23 protein-coding genes and 1 other annotated feature are annotated in these 21,528 nt (G+C 40.9%); of the genes, 15 read left to right on the top strand and 8 right to left on the bottom strand.

Going from position 1 to position 21,528, the window contains the following annotated elements:
- Window positions 1-7: 7 nt before the first annotated feature.
- Window positions 8-245: a binding site (T-box leader), on the top strand.
- 53 nt (window positions 246-298) lie between these two features.
- Entirely contained in the window at window positions 299-1,567 is a 1,269-nt protein-coding gene (gene tyrS, locus NST73_RS13825) for a tyrosine--tRNA ligase (RefSeq protein ID WP_024718702.1), read from the top strand.
- 128 nt (window positions 1,568-1,695) lie between these two features.
- On the opposite strand, the gene NST73_RS13820 is transcribed toward tyrS, so the two are convergent.
- Window positions 1,696-2,037 (bottom strand): antibiotic biosynthesis monooxygenase, encoded by a 342-nt coding sequence (locus NST73_RS13820; protein ID WP_144680001.1) that lies wholly within the window; start codon window positions 2,035-2,037, stop codon window positions 1,696-1,698.
- A gap of 207 nt (window positions 2,038-2,244) precedes the next feature.
- Here NST73_RS13820 and NST73_RS13815 point away from each other — a divergent pair, with 207 nt between their 5' ends.
- The 3 genes from NST73_RS13815 (at window position 2,245) to NST73_RS13805 (ending at window position 3,843) form a co-directional block, all read left to right on the top strand.
- Window positions 2,245-2,886: a triacylglycerol lipase gene (locus NST73_RS13815; protein ID WP_017358307.1), complete on the top strand. Its 642-nt coding sequence runs from the start codon at window positions 2,245-2,247 to the stop codon at window positions 2,884-2,886.
- 95 nt (window positions 2,887-2,981) lie between these two features.
- Window positions 2,982-3,194: a hypothetical protein gene (locus tag NST73_RS13810; protein WP_144679999.1), complete on the top strand. Its 213-nt coding sequence runs from the start codon at window positions 2,982-2,984 to the stop codon at window positions 3,192-3,194.
- Window positions 3,195-3,243: 49 nt separating this feature from the next.
- Window positions 3,244-3,843, top strand: coding sequence for a cysteine hydrolase family protein (locus NST73_RS13805; protein ID WP_144679996.1), 600 nt, complete (start codon window positions 3,244-3,246; stop codon window positions 3,841-3,843).
- A gap of 8 nt (window positions 3,844-3,851) precedes the next feature.
- On the opposite strand, the gene NST73_RS13800 is transcribed toward NST73_RS13805, so the two are convergent.
- Window positions 3,852-4,415, bottom strand: a complete 564-nt coding sequence (locus tag NST73_RS13800; RefSeq protein WP_058337279.1) for a hypothetical protein — start codon at window positions 4,413-4,415, stop codon at window positions 3,852-3,854.
- Between the two features lie 259 nt (window positions 4,416-4,674).
- On the opposite strand from NST73_RS13800, the gene NST73_RS13795 reads away from it, so the two are divergent.
- On the top strand, window positions 4,675-4,761 hold the full coding sequence (locus NST73_RS13795) for a putative holin-like toxin (protein ID WP_222128254.1): 87 nt from the start codon (window positions 4,675-4,677) through the stop codon (window positions 4,759-4,761).
- Window positions 4,762-5,063: 302 nt separating this feature from the next.
- Here the strand turns inward: NST73_RS13795 and rpsD are convergent, their stop codons facing one another.
- On the bottom strand, window positions 5,064-5,666 hold the full coding sequence (gene rpsD, locus NST73_RS13790) for a 30S ribosomal protein S4 (RefSeq protein WP_007501777.1): 603 nt from the start codon (window positions 5,664-5,666) through the stop codon (window positions 5,064-5,066).
- A 310-nt stretch (window positions 5,667-5,976) separates the two neighbouring features.
- Entirely contained in the window at window positions 5,977-6,477 is a 501-nt protein-coding gene (locus NST73_RS13785; protein ID WP_041092574.1) for a GAF domain-containing protein, read from the bottom strand.
- A 126-nt stretch (window positions 6,478-6,603) separates the two neighbouring features.
- Between NST73_RS13785 and refZ the strand changes: the two genes are divergently transcribed.
- Entirely contained in the window at window positions 6,604-7,269 is a 666-nt protein-coding gene (gene refZ / locus NST73_RS13780) for a forespore capture DNA-binding protein RefZ (RefSeq protein WP_058337281.1), read from the top strand.
- Here the strand turns inward: refZ and hisJ are convergent.
- Window positions 7,239-8,054 (bottom strand): histidinol-phosphatase HisJ, encoded by an 816-nt coding sequence (gene hisJ / locus NST73_RS13775; protein ID WP_144679994.1) that lies wholly within the window; start codon window positions 8,052-8,054, stop codon window positions 7,239-7,241. The two genes, refZ and hisJ, sit on opposite strands and share 31 nt — an antisense overlap.
- A gap of 336 nt (window positions 8,055-8,390) precedes the next feature.
- Here hisJ and ezrA point away from each other — a divergent pair, with 336 nt between their 5' ends.
- Window positions 8,391-10,094 carry a septation ring formation regulator EzrA gene (gene ezrA, locus NST73_RS13770; RefSeq protein ID WP_058337283.1) on the top strand — a complete coding sequence of 568 codons (1,704 nt, stop codon included), beginning with the start codon at window positions 8,391-8,393 and terminating at the stop codon, window positions 10,092-10,094.
- Window positions 10,095-10,134: 40 nt separating this feature from the next.
- On the opposite strand, the gene brnQ (NST73_RS13765) is transcribed toward ezrA, so the two are convergent.
- Window positions 10,135-11,478: a branched-chain amino acid transport system II carrier protein gene (gene brnQ, locus NST73_RS13765; protein WP_024718689.1), complete on the bottom strand. Its 1,344-nt coding sequence runs from the start codon at window positions 11,476-11,478 to the stop codon at window positions 10,135-10,137.
- A gap of 214 nt (window positions 11,479-11,692) precedes the next feature.
- The gene (gene brnQ, locus NST73_RS13760; protein WP_144667149.1) at window positions 11,693-13,036 is read right to left on the bottom strand and encodes a branched-chain amino acid transport system II carrier protein; all 1,344 of its coding nucleotides are present in this window, start codon (window positions 13,034-13,036) and stop codon (window positions 11,693-11,695) included.
- Between the two features lie 202 nt (window positions 13,037-13,238).
- Between brnQ (NST73_RS13760) and NST73_RS13755 the strand changes: the two genes are divergently transcribed.
- From NST73_RS13755 to NST73_RS13730, 6 genes are all read left to right on the top strand, one after another.
- Entirely contained in the window at window positions 13,239-14,381 is a 1,143-nt protein-coding gene (locus NST73_RS13755; RefSeq protein ID WP_342499155.1) for a cysteine desulfurase family protein, read from the top strand.
- A gap of 4 nt (window positions 14,382-14,385) precedes the next feature.
- A complete protein-coding gene (gene thiI / locus NST73_RS13750) occupies window positions 14,386-15,591 on the top strand; it encodes a tRNA uracil 4-sulfurtransferase ThiI (RefSeq protein ID WP_007501769.1) in 1,206 nt (401 codons plus the stop codon).
- Between the two features lie 89 nt (window positions 15,592-15,680).
- Window positions 15,681-15,893: an alpha/beta-type small acid-soluble spore protein gene (locus NST73_RS13745; protein ID WP_003216385.1), complete on the top strand. Its 213-nt coding sequence runs from the start codon at window positions 15,681-15,683 to the stop codon at window positions 15,891-15,893.
- Window positions 15,894-16,113: 220 nt separating this feature from the next.
- Window positions 16,114-17,694: an acyl--CoA ligase gene (locus tag NST73_RS13740; protein ID WP_047945286.1), complete on the top strand. Its 1,581-nt coding sequence runs from the start codon at window positions 16,114-16,116 to the stop codon at window positions 17,692-17,694.
- Between the two features lie 136 nt (window positions 17,695-17,830).
- Window positions 17,831-18,445: a LysE/ArgO family amino acid transporter gene (locus NST73_RS13735; RefSeq protein WP_024718684.1), complete on the top strand. Its 615-nt coding sequence runs from the start codon at window positions 17,831-17,833 to the stop codon at window positions 18,443-18,445.
- Between the two features lie 230 nt (window positions 18,446-18,675).
- Window positions 18,676-18,852, top strand: coding sequence for a hypothetical protein (locus tag NST73_RS13730; protein ID WP_186365926.1), 177 nt, complete (start codon window positions 18,676-18,678; stop codon window positions 18,850-18,852).
- Window positions 18,853-18,904: 52 nt separating this feature from the next.
- On the opposite strand, the gene NST73_RS13725 is transcribed toward NST73_RS13730, so the two are convergent.
- Complete coding sequence (locus NST73_RS13725; RefSeq protein ID WP_234833483.1) at window positions 18,905-19,339, bottom strand: MarR family transcriptional regulator; 435 nt, start codon at window positions 19,337-19,339, stop codon at window positions 18,905-18,907.
- Between the two features lie 116 nt (window positions 19,340-19,455).
- On the opposite strand from NST73_RS13725, the gene NST73_RS13720 reads away from it, so the two are divergent.
- On the top strand, window positions 19,456-20,043 hold the full coding sequence (locus NST73_RS13720) for an NAD(P)H-dependent oxidoreductase (RefSeq protein WP_017358293.1): 588 nt from the start codon (window positions 19,456-19,458) through the stop codon (window positions 20,041-20,043).
- A gap of 105 nt (window positions 20,044-20,148) precedes the next feature.
- On the top strand, window positions 20,149-21,498 hold the full coding sequence (locus NST73_RS13715; protein WP_342499154.1) for an amidohydrolase family protein: 1,350 nt from the start codon (window positions 20,149-20,151) through the stop codon (window positions 21,496-21,498).
- Window positions 21,499-21,528 lie beyond the last annotated feature (30 nt).

The raw sequence follows: 21,528 nt of genomic DNA, 5'->3' as shown, positions 1-21,528 counted from the left end.
TGAATATGAAAAGGTTTTGACTGAGATTCAGTAGAATCATCTTTCCCTGTCCAAGAGAGCTGACGGCTGGTGCGAGTCAGTACAAAGAGATATTCGAATTACCCTCACGAACCGCTTTTACGAAAAGGAGCATACATGTTGCCTGATTAGTGAAAGAACGGATCTGTCCGTTATCAGTGTAAGTGAAAAGACGTGTTGTTTTGTCTTTTAAGCAGGGTGGTACCGCGATATATATCGTCCCTTCGTTCATTCGAAGGGGCGTTTTTTATGTTGAATTGTAAAAAAAGGAGATTTGGATATGAGTCAATTGATGGAAGAATTATCGTTCAGAGGATTAATTCAGCAACAAACAGATGAAGAAGGTTTAACTAAATTATTAGCAGAAGAAAAAATCAAGCTATACTCCGGCTTTGATCCAACAGCTGACAGCTTGCACATTGGTCACTTACTGCCAATTTTAACATTGCGCAGATTCCAAGAAGCAGGCCATCATCCGATTGCACTTGTTGGCGGCGCAACTGGCCTGATTGGTGACCCAAGTTTCAAAAAAGCAGAACGTTCACTAAACCCAGCGGAAATCGTCGAACAGTGGTCTGATAAAATCAAAGGACAGCTCTCTCAATTCCTTGATTTTGAAGCAGATGACAACCCAGCTGTCATCGTCAATAACTATGACTGGATCAGTCAAATGAATGTCATCACGTTCCTTCGTGATATTGGAAAGAACTTCGGTGTCAACTTCATGCTCGCAAAAGATATCGTCAGCTCACGGATTGAGACAGGTATTTCGTACACAGAGTTCAGCTACGTCATCCTGCAATCGTTAGACTTCTTGAACCTTTACAGAAATGAAAACTGTAAGCTGCAAATCGGCGGAAGTGACCAGTGGGGAAATATCACATCTGGACTTGAGTTGATCCGTAAGTCTGAAGCAGAAGGCGCAAAAGCATTCGGTCTCACAATGCCGCTTGTGACAAAAGCAGACGGCACGAAGTTTGGGAAAACAGAAGGCGGCGCCATCTGGTTAGATAAAGAAAAAACATCTCCATATGAGTTCTACCAGTTCTGGATCAACACAGATGACCGTGACGTTGTGAAATACTTAAAATACTTTACGTTCCTATCAAAAGAAGAGATCGCATCGTACGAAGAAAAAGTGCAAACAGCCCCTGAAAAACGTGAAGCACAGCGCCGTTTGGCAGAAGAAGTCACAACACTTGTGCATGGCCGTGAATCACTAGAACAGGCTGTCAACATCTCAAATGCGCTATTTAAAGGCGAGATCAAATCTCTTACAGCAGAAGAAGTGAAAGTAGGCTTTAAAGATGTGCCATCAATGGAGAAAGACAGTGCAGAAGAATTAACACTTGTTGATGTTCTTGTCGAATCAAAACTGTCTCCATCAAAACGTCAAGCACGTGAAGATATCACGAATGGCGCAGTTTCCATCAACGGAGAGAGACAAACCGACAAAGACTACGTCCTTTCAGCTGAAGATAGAATTGAAAACCAATTTACCGTCTTAAGAAGAGGGAAAAAGAAATATTTCCTTGTGACGTATAAATAAATCCTTATGAAACAGTAAGTATCATGAAAAGCACCTCAAATGTTCATATACATTGAGGTGCTTTTCTTTTTTATTCACAAGTAGGAATTAAGCTTTTACAGAGCGGTTTTCTCTCATTTGTCTGTTTCTTATTCAAGAAGTGAATCTTCGTTTGTATAAACATGTTCTACCTTACAAATTCGGGTTGTATAGGATTCATACCAATCTTTTTTTCCTTTTTTTTGAACACGCTGATGTGCTGTATGTGCTTTCCATTCTTTGATGGCTGCTAATGAATCCCAGTAAGAGACAGTGATTCCAACACCATGTTCATCTCGTACACTTTCTATTCCAAGAAACCCGTCTAGTTCTTTCGCTAATTCTTCCATTTTTTGAGCAGCCACGGCGTATTCTTTCTGCTCGACATTTGTTCGTCTTGATGTGAAAATCACCGCATAATAGGGTAGTGCAGGTGTTTGAGTAAACAGCATCTAGCAGAACCTCCTTTGTCTATTGATATTATATATGAAAGAAAGAAGGTCTCGTAGTCTTTTTGTTTTAATTTCAAAAAGACCATGGTGCTTTTTCATTATGTATTGCGCTGTAAAATCCTCTGATAAATATTACCTTGTTCACTTTTCTGTCATATTTTTCTTGTTTAAAATAGAGACGTATCAGAAAAATAAGGGGGAATGAACATGATCGTTTTAAAGAAAAGGAGTTTGCAGATTCTAATTGCGCTTGCATTAGTGGTTGGTTCAATGGCTTTCATCCAGCCGAAAGAAGCCAAAGCGGCTGCGCATAATCCGGTTGTGATGGTGCATGGTATGGGCGGTGCGTCTTATAACTTTGCTTCAATCAAACGATACTTAGTATCACAGGGATGGGATCAAAACCAACTTTTTGCAATCGATTTCATAGACAAAACAGGCAATAACCTGAACAATGGCCCAAGGCTCTCTAGATTCGTGAAAGATGTACTAGCCAAAACGGGCGCCAAAAAAGTAGATATTGTGGCTCATAGTATGGGCGGTGCGAACACGTTATACTATATTAAAAACCTAGACGGTGGAGATAAAATTGAAAACGTCGTCACACTTGGTGGAGCGAACGGACTCGTTTCACTCAGAGCATTACCAGGCACCGATCCAAATCAAAAAATTCTTTACACTTCTGTCTATAGCTCAGCCGATCTCATCGTCGTCAACAGCCTCTCTCGCTTAATTGGCGCAAGAAACGTCCTCATCCACGGCGTTGGACATATCGGTCTATTAACCTCAAGCCAAGTCAAAGGCTATGTGAAAGAAGGATTGAATGGCGGAGGACAGAATACGAATTAAAAAATCAAAAAGACAGCGATTTGTGCTGTCTTTTTTGATGTCATGGTTATATGGGAGCTGCTAGGTGTTGAAGAAGATTTTTAGGAGGATAAAAGATGACGCAAAAACTCAAATATGCTTTCTTGGGCTACTTTCTCTATTTCCCATGTTCATTTCTGATCATCTATATGATCTGGATGGCAATCATCAAATCAGTGCAATGGGCAGAAGTCATATCTAATTGTACATCCATCATTGGTATCTATTACTTAATAGCCAGTGTGTGGTTTGTCTTTTTACTGCAAAAACAGACAAAACATCGTACATAGCCAAATAAAAACATGTACAAATCAACCGCCATTCCTTACACTACATATAATGAACGAGAATCTTCGGAGGTGGGTATTTGTGCAACATCATCAAAAGGCTTTGATTATGGTCGATGTACAGAAAGCATTCGAGCACGAAAAATGGGGAGAACGGAATAACCTAGATGCAGAGAAGAACATCAGTCGTCTATTGACGTTTTGGAGAGAAAAAGGATGGACAGTCATTCATATTCAGCATACATCGGATCAGCCGCACTCCTTATTTCATCCAGCAAATGAAGGGCACTCCTTCAAAGAGATCGCTAAACCGCTAGATGAAGAAATGGTCATACAAAAGAAAGTCAACAGCAGCTTTATAGGTACAAACTTAGAGGAACAACTAAGATCAAACGAGATCAACACTGTTGTGATTGCTGGACTCACAACACCGCACTGCGTATCTACCACAACAAGAATGAGTGGAAACCTAGGCTTTGAGACATACCTCATTTCGGATGCAACAGCCGCCTTTGGACTCGCAGATCAAACCGGTACATACTATGACCCAGAAACGATCCATCGCCTTTCACTTGCGACACTGCATGACGAATTTGCGACTGTCTTGACAACAGAGCAGCTGATCACAAATTGGGCAAGCAAAAGCTCCTAGAATCATCTCTAGGAGCTTTTTGCTTGTTCATCCAGCGGCTGTTTTCGTTGTTCAATACTTGAGTAGATGAGATCAATTCCAATAAATAAGAAGCTGACAAAGAAAGATAAAATGAGTGTGCCGTGCTCCCAAATTGAGATATTTACTAGTTTTATGTAAAGGACATACTTAATCGAGAGGTGTAAAACGATCCAAGAACTGATCCACTCCAAAGCAAAAGTCAGCCATGAAGGGAATTTGAGTAAATAAGCCAGCCCTTTTCCTATGAAAAGAAGAAAAGGTGACCAAAAAACCACGATTCCACTCACCAATAAAGAGAACGAGATGAAAGAAAAAAATGAATCATATGTGATGTAATCTCCAAAAAGATAGTTTATCCCTAAAGCGACGATGCACAGCATGACACTTGGAACAGCGATCACGAGGCAAAGAGAAAAATAAAGCAGTAATATGAACGATATCGTAGCCAGTAGGTTTGGTGGTGCATCTATGACCTGCTTTTTTCTTAAAAGAGAATAGGCGAAAATAGACAAGAAAAAGAGAACGAAAATCATGACTATGGTAAAAAACATGGAATTCCTCCAGCTTAGAAAAAAATCTCTATCATCATTGTACCAATAGACAAACGGCAGCTAAATGATATTTTTTTCCTATAGTTGCATGTGGGAATGACAATCACGTAATGAAGCGTGAAGGTGGTTATGCTGCAAAGAAAGGTTTTTGAATATGGAAGGTAACTTCCAATGTTTTCATGTATAATAGAGAGCGTACAAATGTACGGCGTACTCAAAGGTGGTCTTGGCTAAATCCCCTTGAAAGGGGGTGCAGCCTATGTCAACTTTTCAAGCGTTGTCCCTTATATTTTTATTTGGGATGTTTATTCTTGCTTTGTTGACGTATATAGACAAAAAGAAATAGACCACCCTTTGAGCCTAGACAACTTGTAGGGTAGGTCCATTTATTGTGTACCTTCTAGCCAGCTCACTTTGAGCCAAGCATTTGTGCATTGCCGGGATGTGACAGCATCCTGGCTTCTTTTAATTTACGCTACATCTATTTGTATTATAACATAAAAAGGATTTTGTTAAACACTGTCATACATCCACTCTCATCTAGTTAGGTGTTAGAACATGATAGAATACAAACAAAAAACCCTAGAAATCCTTGAACAATCAAGGTCTCTAGGGTTTGTTTGATCACTCTCTGAGAGAGTCATGAAATTAACGAGAGTAGAACTCAACGATTAGTTGTTCGCTGATTTCAGGCGCTAATTCAGAACGCTCTGGAAGACGAGTGAAAGTTCCTTCAAGCTTTTCAGCATCGAAAGTAAGGTATTCAGGTACGAAGTTGTTCACTTCAACTGATTCTTTCACAACTGCAAGGTTTTGAGATTTCTCACGAAGAGCAATCGTTTGACCTGGTTTCACAGAGAAAGATGGGATGTCTACACGGCTTCCATCAACAAGGATGTGACCATGGTTTACTAGCTGACGAGCTTGGCGGCGCGTACGAGCAAGGCCAAGACGGTATACTAGGTTGTCAAGGCGAGTTTCAAGAAGGATCATGAAGTTTTCACCTTGTTTACCAGGAAGTTTAGCAGCTCTGTCAAATAGTGTACGGAATTGACGTTCGTTGACACCGTACATGTGACGAAGCTTTTGCTTCTCTTGTAATTGTAAACCGTATTCAGATAGTTTTTTGCGTTGTCCTGGACCATGTGGGCCTGGAGCGTAAGGGCGTTTTTCAAGTTCCTTACCTGTTCCGCTTAATGAAATGCCTAAACGGCGGGAAATCTTCCAACTTGGACCTGTATAGCGAGCCATAATGTGACTCCTCCTTATTGTTTTTATTTGTGAAAAATAAAAACCGTCTGTTCTTTGTCTTTTCCGTCATTATGTTTTCATGCATCCTCGCTCCAGCAGCAGGGAGTTACAAGATGCACCTCCATATAGAAGGAACAAAATGATACAAAAAAGCCGAACAAAAAGGCTGCCATATTTCACACAAACTCTATTATATGACGCCAGATAGGAGAAGTCAACCTATTTAAAGAGGAGAATGTCAAACGTGGTCGGCATTCATCCGGGAAGAAAGCAAAACAAAAAAGCAGACACATTGTCTGCTTTTCAAGCATCATGACGCATCAGTAGAGGCTGATAACGCATTTTGGAGAACCTCTGTAAATTGAACTAAGTACGTTTCATCCACTTCATTGAAACGATCTTTCACTGGACTGTCAATATCGAGTACCCCAATGATTTGTCCATTTACTTTAAGTGGGATCACAATTTCAGATTGCGATGCTGCATCACATGCAATATGACCAGGGAATGCATGGACATCAGCGATACGCTGTACATCACCTGTCGCAAAAGCTGTACCGCAAACCCCTTTTCCAGAAGGAATGCGTACACATGCGGGCAGTCCGTTGAATGGACCAAGCACAAGCTCTCCGCCTTTTGCTAAATAAAATCCTGCCCAATTGACTTCAGGAAGCGAGTGATAAAGCAGCGCCGCAGCATTGGCTAGGTTGGCAATGAGATCAGGTTCACCATCCGTAATCGCTTCTACTTGCTTGATGAGTAATTGATAGTCTTTCGATGGATCACCAGACTGTTTTTCGACATGAAACATGAAAATCTCCTACTTTCTATCTCAAAAATACATAACTTGCGCTTCGCATGTGGGATTTGTCGAGCAATGATTAAAGGAACTTCCGCCTTCACCTTGAAGTATGTACACATGAAGAGGGGTGAGCGGATGAAAACATCAACAACCGTGCAAACAAAAGACCGTATTATTGAAGCTGCCATCAGACTTTTTAACCAAAAAGGATTTTCTGGAACCTCTGTCCGTGAGATTGCGAAGGAAGCAAACGTCAACGTTGCCCATATATCTTATTACTTTCAAGGAAAAGGAGGGCTGCTCGAGCAGCTCGTATCCGATTTTTATGAAGGCTATATTCAGATGATTGAATCGCACATCCAGCACATGGAAACTCGTCATGCAAAAGAATGTTTACTTCATGTGGTTTTTGATATTTTATCTTATCAGCATGAAAATCGTCAATTAACCCGTTTCGTTTATCGAGAGGTGACCATTGATTCAACGCTGATCAGGGAAATCATGTCCACCTATTTAACAAAGGAAAAATACTTGTTTCAGCTCATCATTGAAAAAGGAAAAAGCACCCATGTGATTTGTAAGCAGCTGTCACTCTCATCATTTATGATCCAGCTAAAATCACTTCTGATGATGCCATATTTACAGCCGCAATATTTAACAGAGGTGCTTTATATCAACCCAAACGAGCCTTACTTTTATCAAACGTACTATAAGGAACTGAGCCGGTCGCTTCATCATCTGTTAGAACCAAACGAATCGGCACTTGATCCTCACCTGAAACTCATGATGTCTTCAAATTGATCATACGCATACCCGAGATCTTCCGCTTGATGGGCATCAGACCCGAATATGAGCGGAATTTTTTTCTGTTTTGCAAGATCAATCATCCATTGATCTAAATAGATACTTCTGGCATATGTTTTACGAAGACCTGATGTATTAAAATCTAAGGACATGCCTTTTTTTGCCGTTTCTTCAAGACAAAGGGTGACCCTTTGACATAGTTTTGGCGACATTTCGTATGGAAAAAGTTGTTTGAATTTCTGGACAAGGGTGATATGACCGATTCTCTTTGGCTTATATGGACCTAAAGATGATAGAATAGAAGAATGAATTTGGTCATAGTAACTTTGATAGACGTGTTCGGTGCTGCCATAGATACTGATCAGCTGCTTGAAGGCGTGCTCATCAAAATCAAGACAAATATAATCATTGCCAGCAGGAAGAAAGTGAACAGATAAAATGCTATCGTCTAGTTCAGGGCCGTAGCAGTCTAAAAAGGCACTTGTTTCCTCTTCATACTCTTTGATATAGTCGACCTCAAGCCCAGTTTTTACTATTAACTGTCCTTTGTATTCCTGTTTCAGCTGATCCAGCTTCGTCAAATAGGCTTCAAGGTCTCGAAGCTTCATGGCGCTATCCTGCTCAGGCGTTGGATCTCGAAACGAAGGAGGCAGCGGGGCATGCTCGGTAAAGGTGATGGAATCAAATCCCTTTTTCATTGCTTTTTCAATATAAGAATGAAAAGGATCAAGCGTACCGTGCGGGCAAAATGGCGTATGTAAATGTGCATCTTGTTTCAACATGTCGTCACCTCTTGTCGATATTTTGAAAAACGTCATGTTTATCAGCGAAAATAATGAAAAATCATGACCAAAAATGCTGGTTACATGGTATCATAATAACAATGAAAACGACAGCTTCCGCATACATAAAAACAGGTCACATCAATACATGTGATCAAATGATAGAAAGCCTGAATGACTTTCTTGAAAAAACATACATAAAACCGTGAATGGATCGTATTGGGAAAAATACAATCCTGCTTATAAAAAACAAATGCAAAGCGGACACGAAAGGGTTCTCAGGTCTACTCGGGACACTACCCTGACATCACTTAGATCACAACAAGGGGGCTCATTATGGAGTTTATCATCGGTTTAATTGTCATTTTGCTTGCTTTGTTTTCAGTCGGTTATTTCCTCAGAAAAAATATATATAAAGAGATTGACCGATTGGAAGCATGGAAAATTGAAATTTTAAACAGATCAATTGTAGAAGAAATTTCAAAAATCAAACATTTAAAAATGACCGGAGAAACAGAGCAGTTTTTTGAAAGATGGCGTGCAGAGTGGGACGATATCGTCACAGCCCATCTTCCAAAGGTAGAGGAGCTATTATATGATGCAGAGGAGTATTCTGATAAATATCGATTCTCCAAAGCGAAGCAAGTTCTTGCACATATAGGAGATCTGCTCACCGCTGCTGATTCAAACATCGAAGACATTTTAAAAGAGATTGCAGACCTTGTCACAAGTGAAGAGCAAAACCGAAAAGACATCGAGAAGGTCAAAGAGCAATATCAAACGGTACGAAAAAATCTACTTGCTTACAGCCATTTATACGGCACCCTTTATGACAAAATGGAGCAGGACTTAGATGAGGCCTGGGAAGGGATTAAGCAGTATGAGGAAGAGACAGAAAACGGAAACTACATGACAGCAAGGAAAATTTTGCTTGAGCAAGACCGCAGACTCGATCAGCTACAATTATATATCAATGATGTACCGAAGCTCATCGCAGACTGCAAACAAACGGTGCCAGGTCAGCTAACGAAGCTGAAAGACGGTTATAAAGAAATGACAGACAAAGGCTACAAGCTAGAGCACATCCAGATCACAAAAGAGCTGGAGAACTTGAATAAACAGCTGACCCGGGCGGAGAAACTGCTGATTGATGAACTCAACTTAGATGAAGCATCAAGCATTCTGCAAATGATTGATGATGCGATTCAGACGCTGTATGATCAGTTAGAAGCAGAAGTAGAAGCAGGTCAGGAAATCAAGAGCAAAATGCCTGAGCTGACCGAAGCATTTGAAAAACTTGAACAAGACCACACGCAGACAAAGGCAGAAACGGCTCTTGTGAAAGAAAGCTACAAGCTGACAGCGGGAGAGCTGGATCAGCAGAAAGCCTTCGAAAAACGATTAGAAGAAATTGAAAAGCTCATGAAGCAAATACGAGAGAAGCTTGATCGTGACCATGTCGCATACACATTATTAATGGATGAAATCAATCAGCTTGAGACCTTTATTGAGGATGCAAAAACGCTTCATGAAGCGTTTAAAGATCACCTTCAATCGTTACGAAAAGAAGAATTACAGGCAAGAGAAACATTGGCTGAACTTAAAACCATGCTGACAGATACAGTGCGCCAGCTGCACAAAAGCAACATTCCAGGTGTGCCTGCTGACATCAAAGACCGTGCTGAAAAAGCGCAGGAGATGATTCAGCAAGTGCAGGAGCAGCTAGAGAATTTGCCGCTGAATATGCTAGCAGTGAACCAGCAATTAAAAGAAGCCTCTGAAACAGTTAGACATGTCGTTGATGAAACACATGACATGCTTCGTAAAGTGGATCAAATTGAACGGATTATACAATACGGCAACCGGTTTAGAAGTCAAAACCATATTCTTTCAGAGCAATTAAAAGAGGCAGAACGAAGATTTTATGCCTATGATTATAACGATTCATTTGATGTGGCAGCAGCTGCTGTCGAAAAAGCATCACCTGGAGCCGTTCAGAAGCTTTTAACTCAGCAAGAAAAAGAATATCAGCATCAATAAAAAAGCTGAAGTCCATTTTGGGACTTCAGCTTTTTCCATGTTATGAAGCTTGCTTTTGGCGTTCTTCTGAAGCAGAAGAAGTGAATAGAGAGATAACAAATCCAATCACGATTCCGAGTATGGCAGGTACAATCCAGCCAATGCCAAGGTCATATAGCGGCAAGATCGTTTGAAAGAGATCTTTCACAGGACCAATCGGCAGTTTCGCCGCTGCTAAGCCGTCAAACAGACTGACGCAGCCAGTTAAAATCAAAGTAAGGACATACACAGGTCTTCTATGACCAAGCCATTTGTCAGCAAGTGATAAGACGATAATCACAATCGCTAACGGGTAAATCGCAGTTAACACAGGTACTGAAAAAGCGATAATATGAGCAAGTCCAAAATTTGAAATGATAAAACTGAATAATGTGACGAGTGTAACGACCATTTTATAAGAAAGTTTAGGTAATAAATTTGAGAAATACTCTCCGCACGATGTCACGAGACCGATACTTGTAGTTAAACAGGCAACCGTAATCGCCGCACCTAACACAATATTTCCTAAACTGCCAAAAAGAAATTGTGAAGACTGAGCCAAGATCTTACTGCCATCTCCAACAAAACCAATGGCGTGTGTACTTGAAGCACCTAAATAAGCAAGTGATAGATAAACAAATGTTAATCCGCAAGCTGCAATTAGGCCTGCTTTGATACAAGCGGATGTCAGTGCCTTTTTACTTGTCACGCCGCGTCCTTTAATAGCGTTGATGACAACAACTCCAAACACAATAGATGCAAGAGCGTCCATGGTTTTATAGCCTTCTAAAAACCCTTTGAAAAATGATCCATTGCTATAGGACACATCAGGTGTGCCAATGACGCCCATTGGTGTCAAAATGGCTTTGACGATAATAATCAAAATGATCGTAAATTTAATCGGTGTTAACACTTTCCCTACACGATCCACAATTTTCGTTGGATTTAGTGCAAGATAATACGTAATACCAAAAAAGGCCAGTGTAAATAAAAGAAGTGAGAGCCAAGCTGGTACACCAGCTAAAAAGGGTAGTGCACCAATTTCATATGAAACCGTTCCTGTACGAGGAATAGCGAAAAGTGGCCCGATAGATAAATATAAAATGACGGTAAACGCTGTTCCAAAAGCTGGGTGAGCTTTATCAGCTAATCCTTTCGCATCTCGACCTGTCAAAGCGATTGCAATAATCCCTAGAAGAGGTAAACCGACACCTGTTAATAAAAATCCGCCCATTGCTTTCCACACATTTTGCCCAGCATATTGCCCAAGCTCTGGTGGATAAATCATATTACCGGCGCCGAAGAATAGAGCAAACAGCATAAAACCTATGATAACCGTATCTTTCGTCGACAAAGTTGCCTTCATTGCATTTAAAGCCTCCATTATTATGTTGAAATATTCTGTTAATTAGTTGCTAGGTAACCGTTCATCATTAACAATCACTAATTATAAAGGATGTACGCCTGATGTCAACATGTGTTTTCGTACAAAAGTCATGAATTTTTCTATTTTAGTATATGAAGAACAATAAAAAAACATCCCCTTCTTCTTTGGAAGGGGATGTTTTGGCTTGTGATGATTATGAGGCAAGTTGCTTTGGTGGGCTGGTAAACATGGAAATAAGTACACCAATCAGAGCACCGATAATAGCTGGTATGATCCAGCCAATGCCTAAATCGTAAAACGGAACAATTGATTTCAAGATGCCAGGCAATCCGCCTAGATTCACTTTGGCAGCTAATAATCCATCAGTGATGGCAAAGAAACCAGTAAAGATGAGAGAAGTGATATAAATGACTCTTCTGCCGTTAATCCAGCGGTCAAGGAACGATAATAAAATAATGACAATGGCCAGTGGATAGATCGCTACGAGTACAGGCACCGACAGAGAAATGATTTGTGCCAGTCCGAGGTTTGCAACGAATGTGCTAAATAAAGAAACAATTAGAACGACAGTACGATAAGAAAGTGCTGGGAAGAGCTTTGAAAAGTATTCTCCACAAGATGAAATAAGTCCAACACTAGTCGTTAAACAAGCGAATAAAATGGCTGCGCCAAGAACAATGTTACCAGCAGAACCGAATAAAAAGTTGGCAGAAAGTGAAAGCAGTTTGCCGCCATCATTTGCTCCAACCATTCCCGTGGCATCGGGGCTTGAAGCACCCACATAAGCAAGTGAAATGTACACGAGTGCCAGTCCAACAGCTGCTACGATTCCTGCCTTAATACAAGCTGCTGCAAGAGATTTTCGCTCTGTGATGCCTCTGTCCTTAACAGCTGTCACCACGACGATTCCAAATACGATAGAAGCAAGTGCATCCATTGTTTTATAGCCTTCTAAAAATCCAGTGAAAAGCGGATTTGCCTCATATGTTTTATCTGGAGCACCGATCATTCCCATTGGCGTAGCAATGGCTTTAATGACAATAATAGCAATAACAGTTAATAAGATCGGTGTCAAAATTTTACCAATACGATCAACCAGCTTTGAAGGATTTAACGCAAGCAAGTATGAAATAGTGAAAAACACTACGGTAAAGATGAATAGTGGTACCCATGAAGTGGCTTGGGCACCTGAGAGAAATGGAGCTAATCCAATCTCATACGAAACCGTACCAGTTCGCGGAATGGCGAAAAATGGTCCAATGGATAAATACAGAATAACGGTAAAGATAGTCCCGAATTTAGGGTGTGCTTTATCGGCAAGACCTTTGGCGCCGGTACCTGTAAGGGCGACAGCAATAACCCCTAATAGTGGAAGACCTACGCCTGTAAGTAGGAATCCGCCGATGGCAAGCCATACGTTTTCACCAGCATATTGTCCAAGAACAGGCGGGAAAATCATATTTCCTGCACCAAAGAATAATGCAAAAAGCATTAGTCCAATAGCCAATGTCTCTTTTATACTTAAACTATTATTCAAAATAGTCCCTCCTCAATCAGTGTATTGTGTCAAATTTAAATATTCTGACAATTTAGGTGTTTATATGACAATTGCACTATGGATGATATAGTGAAAATAAAAAGTTGTCAACTGCCATTTTCAGAAAATTCTCTGTCTGACTTCATTATGGTAACATATAAATGCATTTATTTTTTAAGTTTTTTTGTAAGGAGTTTAAGATATGATTTATCTTGATAATAGTGCTACAACAAAGCCTTATCCAGAGGTTTTACAAGTACATCAGCAAGTGAGTGAGCGTTTTTTTGGGAATCCGTCTTCGCTGCATCAACTTGGAATTGATGCGAGCCGTCTATTAAGTGAAACGCGAAAACAAATCCTTCACTATACAGGTTTTACACAATATGAGATTATTTTTACTTCAGGTGCAACAGAAGCAAATAACATTGCCATCAAAGGGGCTGCTCTTGCCAAGATGAACCGAGGCAGACATATTGTCACAACAGCGATTGAGCATCCATCTGTCATCGAATCGTTTGAACAGCTGAAAACATTATTTGGCTTTGATATTTCCTATATTCAACTAAATGAGCATGGCCGTGCAGATATGACGCATTTAAAAGAAGTGCTTCGCCCTGATACAGTGCTTGTCAGTCTCATGCATGTAAACAATGAAACAGGCGCAATTCAGCCGATAGAGGAAGCGGCCAGCATCATTCGGAAGTATGCCAAAGAGGCGATTTTTCATGTTGACGGCGTACAAGGAATTGGCAAGGTTCCGCTGCCTAAAGAGATGGATATTGATCTTTTAACGATGTCAGGCCACAAGATTCACGGCCTGAAGGGAACAGGTGCCCTCTTTTTAAAGAGAGAGATCGTACTTGCACCTTTTATCACAGGAGGAGAGCAAGAACTAGGCCTTCGCTCAGGGACTGAGAACCCTGCTGGAGCTGTCAGTTTAGCAAAAGCCATAAAGCAATCATTTGAACATTTAAACAAGCATCATGATGAGATGATCGCCTTAAAAGCGGAGCTAGAGCAACAGCTTGGAAAGATAGAAGGCGTCGTCATAAACACACCGCTGACGCATAGTGCACCGCACATTGTGAATTTTTCAGTGCCAGGTATTCAAATTGAAGTCCTGCTGCATATGCTCGAAAAAGAAGGCATTTACGTTTCGACAACGTCTGCTTGTTCTGCTAAGAAAAAGGAACCAAGCCGTGTCCTGCTGGCGATGGGAAAATCAGAAGAAGCAGCCAAAAGCAGCATGAGAATCAGTTTGACATATGGACAAGGACCAGAGCTAGCGCCACAAATCATCACATCGATCGCACAAAGTGTGAAAAAATTAAAAGGAATGAGATAACAACATGAAGTATGACCATATTTTAGTCCGTTTTGGTGAGATTTCAACAAAAGGGAAAAATAGAAAGAAATTTATCGAAAAACTAAGACAGCATATCCGGTTTGTATTAAAAGACTTTGAAGCATTAAAGTATGCATCTGACAGAGACCGCATTACGATCATGCTAAACGGAGAAGATCCTGAACCGATTTCAGAACAGCTTAAAGGTGTATTTGGCATTCAAAGCTTTAGCCTGGCTGTGAAATGTGAGACAAATCTTGATGCCATCAAAGAAGCGGCACTCTCAGCGGTTCAGGAAGTGTATGAACAAGGAAATACATTTAAGGTCTCAACGAAACGCTCTTATAAACAATTTGAGCTTGATTCAAATGAAATGAACCGAGAAATTGGTGGACATGTTTTAAGGAATACAGACAACTTAACCGTTAATGTGAAACAGCCAGATGTTCACTTGCGAATTGAAATAAGAGAACACGCGACGTACATTACATTTAAAGATGTAAAAGGTGCAGGCGGACTGCCAGTTGGTTCAAGCGGAAGAGCGATGTTGATGCTCTCTGGCGGCTTTGACAGCCCAGTGGCCGGCTATCAGGCAATGAAACGAGGCATTCAAATTGAAGCGGTTCATTTCTTTAGCCCACCTTATACAAGTGAACGTGCCAAGCAAAAGGTCATTGATCTAGCGGAATGCTTAGCTGCCTATGGAGGCGAAGTCAAGCTTCACATCGTTCCTTTTACAAAAATCCAAGAGCTCATTCACAAACAAGTACCAGAAAACTATACGATGACTTCAACGAGAAGAATGATGCTCAAAATTGCAGATAAAATAAGAGCCAAGCGTGATGCGCTTGCCATTATTACAGGGGAAAGCCTTGGTCAAGTGGCAAGTCAGACACTTGAAAGCATGTATGCCATTAATCATGTCACAAACACACCGATCATTCGCCCGCTGATTGCCGTGGATAAGAATGACATTATCGAAGAAGCGAGACGAATTGGCACATATGAGACAAGCATTCAGCCATTTGAGGATTGCTGCACGATCTTTACGCCGCCATCTCCAAAAACAAAACCAAAGCTTGAAAAAGTAGAACGCTACGAAAGCTTTGCTGAATTCGAGCCAATGCTTGATGAGGCAGTGGAGCAGATCGAAACAATCGTTGTCACAAATGAAAAGAAAGCAGCTGACAAATTCGCTGATTTATTCTAAATAAAAAATTTCATAATAATTACCATAAAATCAATCGCATGAAGTCATGTGTTTCTACACATTCTATATTCACAAGGAGGTGAGAACACATGGCTCAACAAAACAGACAAAGCAGTTCTAATCAATTAGTCGTTCCAGGCGCTGCACAAGCGATCGACCAAATGAAGTACGAAATCGCTTCAGAATTTGGCGTAAACCTTGGACCAGAAACAACAGCTCGCGCTAACGGATCAGTTGGTGGAGAAATCACTAAGCGTCTTGTATCTTACGCTCAACAACATATGGGTGGCGGATCTTTCTAAGACACACAATTAAAAAGCTATGGCTTATGAGCGGGTTCATTCCCGCTCTTTTTTTGTACATAAATTGTTAGAATATTTTTAAAAAAGAAGACGAAATGAAAAAATTATGGCATAATACTAGGAGTAGGTCCTAATTCAAGCATTTTTCAGTTATGAGTGTTAGAATAGGTAAATTGAAACATGATTCGTTTCATAGAAAGAGGCTAAAAGGAGCTGTACCATGAAAAGAGAAGACTTAATTGCACCAGAACAATATAACTTAGTCAGTGAGATTGAAGCGTTCAGTCATGACCAGGAGAAAATCGCCCTGCACTGGCAGGACGGAAATGGCCATGAAGCGCATGTGACATATGCAGCATTAGTGGAAGAGGCGAATAAAATTGGTCATGTTCTATTAAATGCAGGCTTTAAAAAAGGCGATAAAATCATTGTGATGGTGCCTCGTATGCTAGAGGCATACAGCATTTATTTAGCCATTTTAAAAACAGGAATGGTTGTGATTCCTTGTTCAGAAATGCTTCGCGCTAAAGATATAGATTACCGAATTGAACATGCAGAAGCAAAAGGAGCGATTGTTTACGCATCATTCATTCAATCGTTTGAAGGAACCAACCAGCCAAAAGATTTCAAAACATTCTCGATTGGTGAGAATGATCATGGCTGGACAAACATTGTTGCGCAAAAGGAAGAGCAGTCAAGCGAGTTGAAATTGGCAGACACAACACGTACAGACATGGCGTTTCTCTCTTATACATCAGGCACAACAGGTAACCCAAAAGGGGTTGTTCATACACACGGCTGGGCGTATGCACATTTACGTACTGCGGCCAAAGCATGGCTCTCCATTAATGAAGGGGATAAAGTATGGGCAACAGCAGGACCAGGCTGGCAAAAATGGGTGTGGAGTCCTCTCTTATCTGTTTTAGGAAGTGGAGCAGAAGGTTTTGTTTATGGAGGGAAATTTAATCCGAATACGTACTTAGAGCTGCTTCAAAAAAATGAAATCAATGTTCTATGCTGTACACCAACAGAATATCGATTTATGGCAAAAGTGGATGACCTCAGTCAGTACGAGCTACCAACATTGCATAGTGCTGTTTCTGCGGGAGAGCCGCTCAACCGTGAAGTCATCGATACGTTCAAAAAGCATTTCGATATCGAAGTGCGAGATGGTTACGGGCAAACAGAAAGCACGCTGCTAGTCGGGGTGCTGAAAGGAATGGACATCAAGCCAGGCAGCATGGGCAAACCAACACCTGGCAATGAAGTAGAGATCATTGATGAGAATGGCCAGATCTGTGCTCCAGGAGAAATAGGTGACATTGCCGTTCATCTTGAAACACCGGCTTTATTCAAGGAATACTACAAAGATGCAGAGCGTACAAAGGCGCAGCGCCGTGGGGATTACTTTATTACCGGTGACCGTGCGAAAAAAGATGAAGACGGGTATTTTTGGTTTGAAAGCCGCAGGGATGACATCATTGTCAGCTCAGGTTATACAATTGGTCCATTTGAAGTCGAAGATGCACTGATTAAGCACCCAGCAGTGAAAGAATGTGCGGTTGTGGCAAGTCCAGATGAAATCAGAGGATCAATCGTGAAAGCATACGTCGTCCTGCGTGATGCATCTGCACAAAGCGATGAGCTGATTAAAGAACTGCAAACACACGTGAAAAATACAACAGCACCGTACAAATATCCAAGAGAAATCGAATTCATTGACGAGCTACCAAAAACTCCGTCAGCAAAAATTCGACGTGTCGAGCTGAGAGAAAGAGAGCTTGCACGAAAATCATCATAACAGGAGAAACAATAAGCGTCTGGATGGAAAATCATCCAGCGCTTTTTTTATTGGACAAATCAAATATGTAAAATTCGTTCATGATGTTTTATGTTAAAATGTGTAAGGATGACTTGAAAAGGAGAATGTTCTGAAAATGTCGATTGCGATAATTCATGGGATTGTGCTTGCCTTTGGCCTTATTTTACCTTTGGGCGCACAAAATGTATTTGTATTTCAGCAAGGAGCCCTTCAGCCTCGATTATATCGCGTACTGCCTGTGGTCATTACAGCTGCTCTCTGCGACACACTTTTAATTACTTTAGCTGTCATTGGGGTTTCGGTTGTTGTACTCACCATTCCTATCTTGCAAATGGGTCTTTTTATCATTGGATTTTTCTTTTTACTTTATATGGGGTGGTCAGTTTGGAACACGAGCTCCGCATCAGGTAATCAAGAAAAGATGGACTTGATGCCCATGAGAAAACAAATCATATTTGCCTGTTCCGTTTCACTTTTAAATCCTCACGCGATTCTCGATACAATAGGAGTGATAGGAACAAACTCTCTTCAATATCATGGGGCGGAGAAGGTGGCATTTACCGCAGCCTGTATCATCGTCTCGTGGTTATGGTTTATGGGTCTTGCCCTTCTCGGAAAAATGTTAGGAAAGCTAGATACAAACGGCAAGTGGATGAACCGGATCAATAAAGCCTCTGCGGTCATGATCTGGCTGGTTGCATTATATATCGCCTATCAGCTTATTGGATAAAGGATACATAGAGCAAAAGAGACGTGATGTTGAACATGTCATTTGAAGAAGCGTTGGATGGAAAACATCTGGCGCTTTTTTATTGTCTATCATCGCGGGAGAAGCTTCAGTTACATTCTGTTCATTTTTATCAGACATACTGACGATTTAATTACCTGGAGGAAATGATCAAAATAGAATGTATGCTACACTATAAAAAAATGTATTTTATTGGATGTGGAGGTTTTCAAATGGCTCATAAAGAACAGCGTAAAGGGGTAGTGCTTGCTGTCTTTGATACATTGACGTTTGGTGTACCAGTCTTGTTGTGGAATTTATATAAGAATACGAATAAAACATTGAAGCTGATGATCCCGATTATTCCAATAGTAGGTTTCATCACGTATCTTTCAGCATCTCTTTACTAATGTGTTCAAAAATCATTTGCATGAGCGATACGCTCATGCTTTTTTCATTCGATCATTTTTTGAAGATGGTTTGATTTAATAGACGGAGAGCTTGTACGATATCATCCATTTGATTTTGGTCAGAGGGAGAAAGGCTGTCCATGAGCATGGATTCAATTTGTTGAAATGCTTTGTCCATACACGCACGGCCTTTTTTAGATAGCATAATGACATGTTTTCGCTTGTCATCTTTATCTTCTTGTCTATCAATGAATTGTTTTTCGTGAAGCTTTTTCAATTCTCTGCTGACATTCGGAAGAGACATGTGCTGACAATCGGCGATTTCACTAGGTGTTAGCGGCTCACTGACGGCTAACTGCTCCAGAATCAAATATTGTAGAGTGGTTAGATCAGATGGTTTGATCTTGTTCATCATGGCGTGTTTCAGCTCAGAAAAAGTAGAAGCAAATGTGACAAACTCTTTGAAAAAATGTGGGTTTTTCATCATTTTTCACCTCCTACGTACCATACCAAATTTGTTATCAAAAAACAATTATCATTTGACAACTAAATGAGAGGGGTGTATGCTTTTTGTTATCAAATGATAACTAAAGGAGACAAGCCATGAATGTACTCATTATTTATACTCACCCCCATCACAATAGTTTAAATGGTGCTTTTTTTAAAGAAATCCTAAAGGGCAGTGAAGAAAATCCAAACGTTCAAGAAGTGAGAATCATAGATTTATACCAAGACAAATTTGATCCTGTACTTATTTTTAATGAAGAGAAAAAAAGACGTGATATGCATAAGGACCCTGAGATTCAAGAATATCAAGAGAAAATCAAATGGGCAGACAACATCGTGTTTGTTTATCCGATTTGGTGGGGGCGGCCGCCAGCCATGCTGCTTGGTTTTATTGATCGCATGTTTGCAGCGAATTTTGCTTACCGTCAAACAGGCGGGCTGCTTCCAGAAGGCTTGTTAAAAGGAAAGAGGGCTGTATGTGTATCGACAATGCAAGGACCGACCCACTACCCTTTCTTCTTTTTGCAAAATGCCCACAAGGTGTTAATGAAACGAGCTCTTTTGCAATATGTAGGGATTAAGCCGGTGAAGTTCTTTGAATTTGGCATGATGGAAAGTCCGAAAGGGAAGCATGACGTGAAATTAAAACGGATATACAACTATTTTCGGAATATCAGCTCATAAAACCACATTCCTTGAGTCACTTTTCTTCTAATTTGAACCTGTTATGTCTTAAAATGACAGAGAGAGTGAGTGACTCATTCTCTTTATTTGAAAAGGGGGATATGGATGAAGAAAACATTGTTTAAAGATGCGGCTCTTATCACACTTGATCCATCTTTAGGTTTTCTGGAGAAGGGAGATCTATTAATTGAAGGGGCACATATTTTAGAAGTCGGACCTTCGATTGAAGTAAGCGGTGCTGATGTTGTGGATGCGTCTGACATGGTCATCATGCCAGGGCTTGTGGATACCCATCGTCATGTGTGGCAGTCTGTCATACGGGGAATCGGAACAGATTGGTCTTTGCAAACGTATTTGAGCAAAATTTATTATGGCAACTATGGGGCGATGAGACGTCCATCAGATGATCGAATTGCTAATTATTTAGGCGCATTAGAGGCATTAGATGCAGGAGTAACCACGTTTTTCGACTGGACGATGATCAATTCTATGGATCATACAGAAGAACTCATTGGAGGTTTAAAAGATGCGGGTATTCGAGCTGTCTTTGGTTTTGGTACCTCTGGAGATGCAGCGTATTGGGACAGAGAGAGTACGCTCACGAATATGGAAGACGCAGCCCGCGTGAAACAAAAACATTTTCAATCTTCGGATCAGCTGTTGACGATGGGACTTGCCATTCGTGGACCTGAATTTTCTTCATGGGAGACGACCGTCTTTGAAATTGAAACAGCGAGATCACTAGATGCATTATGCAGTATGCACATTGGCTTTGGAAATTGGGGAGCAGCGGATCGATCGATTGAGCGACTTCATCAAGCAGGGCTGCTCGGGCCTGATTTGAATATGGTGCATATCAATGCAATTGATGCAGATCAAATGAAGATGTTAGCTGACAGCGGAAGCTCCATCTCTATTACACCTGAGATTGAAATGATGATGGGACACGGATATCCTGTCACAGGGCTCGCCATTGAAAATGGCGTTCTGCCAACGCTTGGTGTAGATGTGGTGACAGCGACAGGCGGAGATTTATTTACTCAAATGAAATTCGGACTACAGGCGGAGCGGGCGATTCAAAATCAATCTTTATTGATGGAAGGGACGATGCCAGGACCTGAACTTGGATTGTCTGCACAGCAAATGCTTGAAGCAGCCACTATAAACGGGGCTCGTGCCTTGAAGCTTGATGACAAAATCGGCTCACTCACACCTGGAAAAGAAGCTGATTTTATCTTGATCGATCGGACAAGCATGAATCTTCTTCCGATGACAGATCCAGTTGGGGCAGTTGTGCAAACGGCACACCCTTCAAATGTTGACTCTGTCTATGTGGCTGGAAAAGCAGTGAAACAAAATGGGAAGCTAGTTGGAGTGAACTTAGAAGAGATCAAACAAAAAGCTTATGCGGCAAGAGATCATATTTTATCGCATCAGTTTGAATCAACAAAATGACGTGCAATATCCCCATAGGCCACTGCCTAT

Origin of the sequence: Bacillus sp. FSL W7-1034 (genome assembly GCF_038593365.1) — a bacterium.
In the GTDB taxonomy this organism is placed as follows: Bacteria; Bacillota; Bacilli; order Bacillales; family Bacillaceae; genus Bacillus; species Bacillus altitudinis.
This window is presented reverse-complemented; position numbering and strand designations above follow the sequence as displayed.

Excerpts from the sequence above, each read along its gene's own strand:
- tyrS (WP_024718702.1), top strand. The coding sequence starts at position 299 with ATGAGTCAATTGATGGAAGAATTATCGTTCAGAGGATTAATTCAGCAA.
- NST73_RS13820 (WP_144680001.1), bottom strand. The coding sequence starts at position 2,037 with ATGCTGTTTACTCAAACACCTGCACTACCCTATTATGCGGTGATTTTC.
- NST73_RS13815 (WP_017358307.1), top strand. The coding sequence starts at position 2,245 with ATGATCGTTTTAAAGAAAAGGAGTTTGCAGATTCTAATTGCGCTTGCA.
- NST73_RS13810 (WP_144679999.1), top strand. The coding sequence starts at position 2,982 with ATGACGCAAAAACTCAAATATGCTTTCTTGGGCTACTTTCTCTATTTC.
- NST73_RS13805 (WP_144679996.1), top strand. The coding sequence starts at position 3,244 with ATGAACGAGAATCTTCGGAGGTGGGTATTTGTGCAACATCATCAAAAG.
- NST73_RS13800 (WP_058337279.1), bottom strand. The coding sequence starts at position 4,415 with ATGTTTTTTACCATAGTCATGATTTTCGTTCTCTTTTTCTTGTCTATT.
- NST73_RS13795 (WP_222128254.1), top strand. The coding sequence starts at position 4,675 with ATGTCAACTTTTCAAGCGTTGTCCCTTATATTTTTATTTGGGATGTTT.
- rpsD (WP_007501777.1), bottom strand. The coding sequence starts at position 5,666 with ATGGCTCGCTATACAGGTCCAAGTTGGAAGATTTCCCGCCGTTTAGGC.
- NST73_RS13785 (WP_041092574.1), bottom strand. The coding sequence starts at position 6,477 with ATGTTTCATGTCGAAAAACAGTCTGGTGATCCATCGAAAGACTATCAA.
- refZ (WP_058337281.1), top strand. The coding sequence starts at position 6,604 with ATGAAAACATCAACAACCGTGCAAACAAAAGACCGTATTATTGAAGCT.
- hisJ (WP_144679994.1), bottom strand. The coding sequence starts at position 8,054 with ATGTTGAAACAAGATGCACATTTACATACGCCATTTTGCCCGCACGGT.
- ezrA (WP_058337283.1), top strand. The coding sequence starts at position 8,391 with ATGGAGTTTATCATCGGTTTAATTGTCATTTTGCTTGCTTTGTTTTCA.
- brnQ (WP_024718689.1), bottom strand. The coding sequence starts at position 11,478 with ATGAAGGCAACTTTGTCGACGAAAGATACGGTTATCATAGGTTTTATG.
- NST73_RS13755 (WP_342499155.1), top strand. The coding sequence starts at position 13,239 with ATGATTTATCTTGATAATAGTGCTACAACAAAGCCTTATCCAGAGGTT.
- thiI (WP_007501769.1), top strand. The coding sequence starts at position 14,386 with ATGAAGTATGACCATATTTTAGTCCGTTTTGGTGAGATTTCAACAAAA.
- NST73_RS13745 (WP_003216385.1), top strand. The coding sequence starts at position 15,681 with ATGGCTCAACAAAACAGACAAAGCAGTTCTAATCAATTAGTCGTTCCA.
- NST73_RS13740 (WP_047945286.1), top strand. The coding sequence starts at position 16,114 with ATGAAAAGAGAAGACTTAATTGCACCAGAACAATATAACTTAGTCAGT.
- NST73_RS13735 (WP_024718684.1), top strand. The coding sequence starts at position 17,831 with ATGTCGATTGCGATAATTCATGGGATTGTGCTTGCCTTTGGCCTTATT.
- NST73_RS13730 (WP_186365926.1), top strand. The coding sequence starts at position 18,676 with ATGGCTCATAAAGAACAGCGTAAAGGGGTAGTGCTTGCTGTCTTTGAT.
- NST73_RS13725 (WP_234833483.1), bottom strand. The coding sequence starts at position 19,339 with ATGATGAAAAACCCACATTTTTTCAAAGAGTTTGTCACATTTGCTTCT.
- NST73_RS13720 (WP_017358293.1), top strand. The coding sequence starts at position 19,456 with ATGAATGTACTCATTATTTATACTCACCCCCATCACAATAGTTTAAAT.
- NST73_RS13715 (WP_342499154.1), top strand. The coding sequence starts at position 20,149 with ATGAAGAAAACATTGTTTAAAGATGCGGCTCTTATCACACTTGATCCA.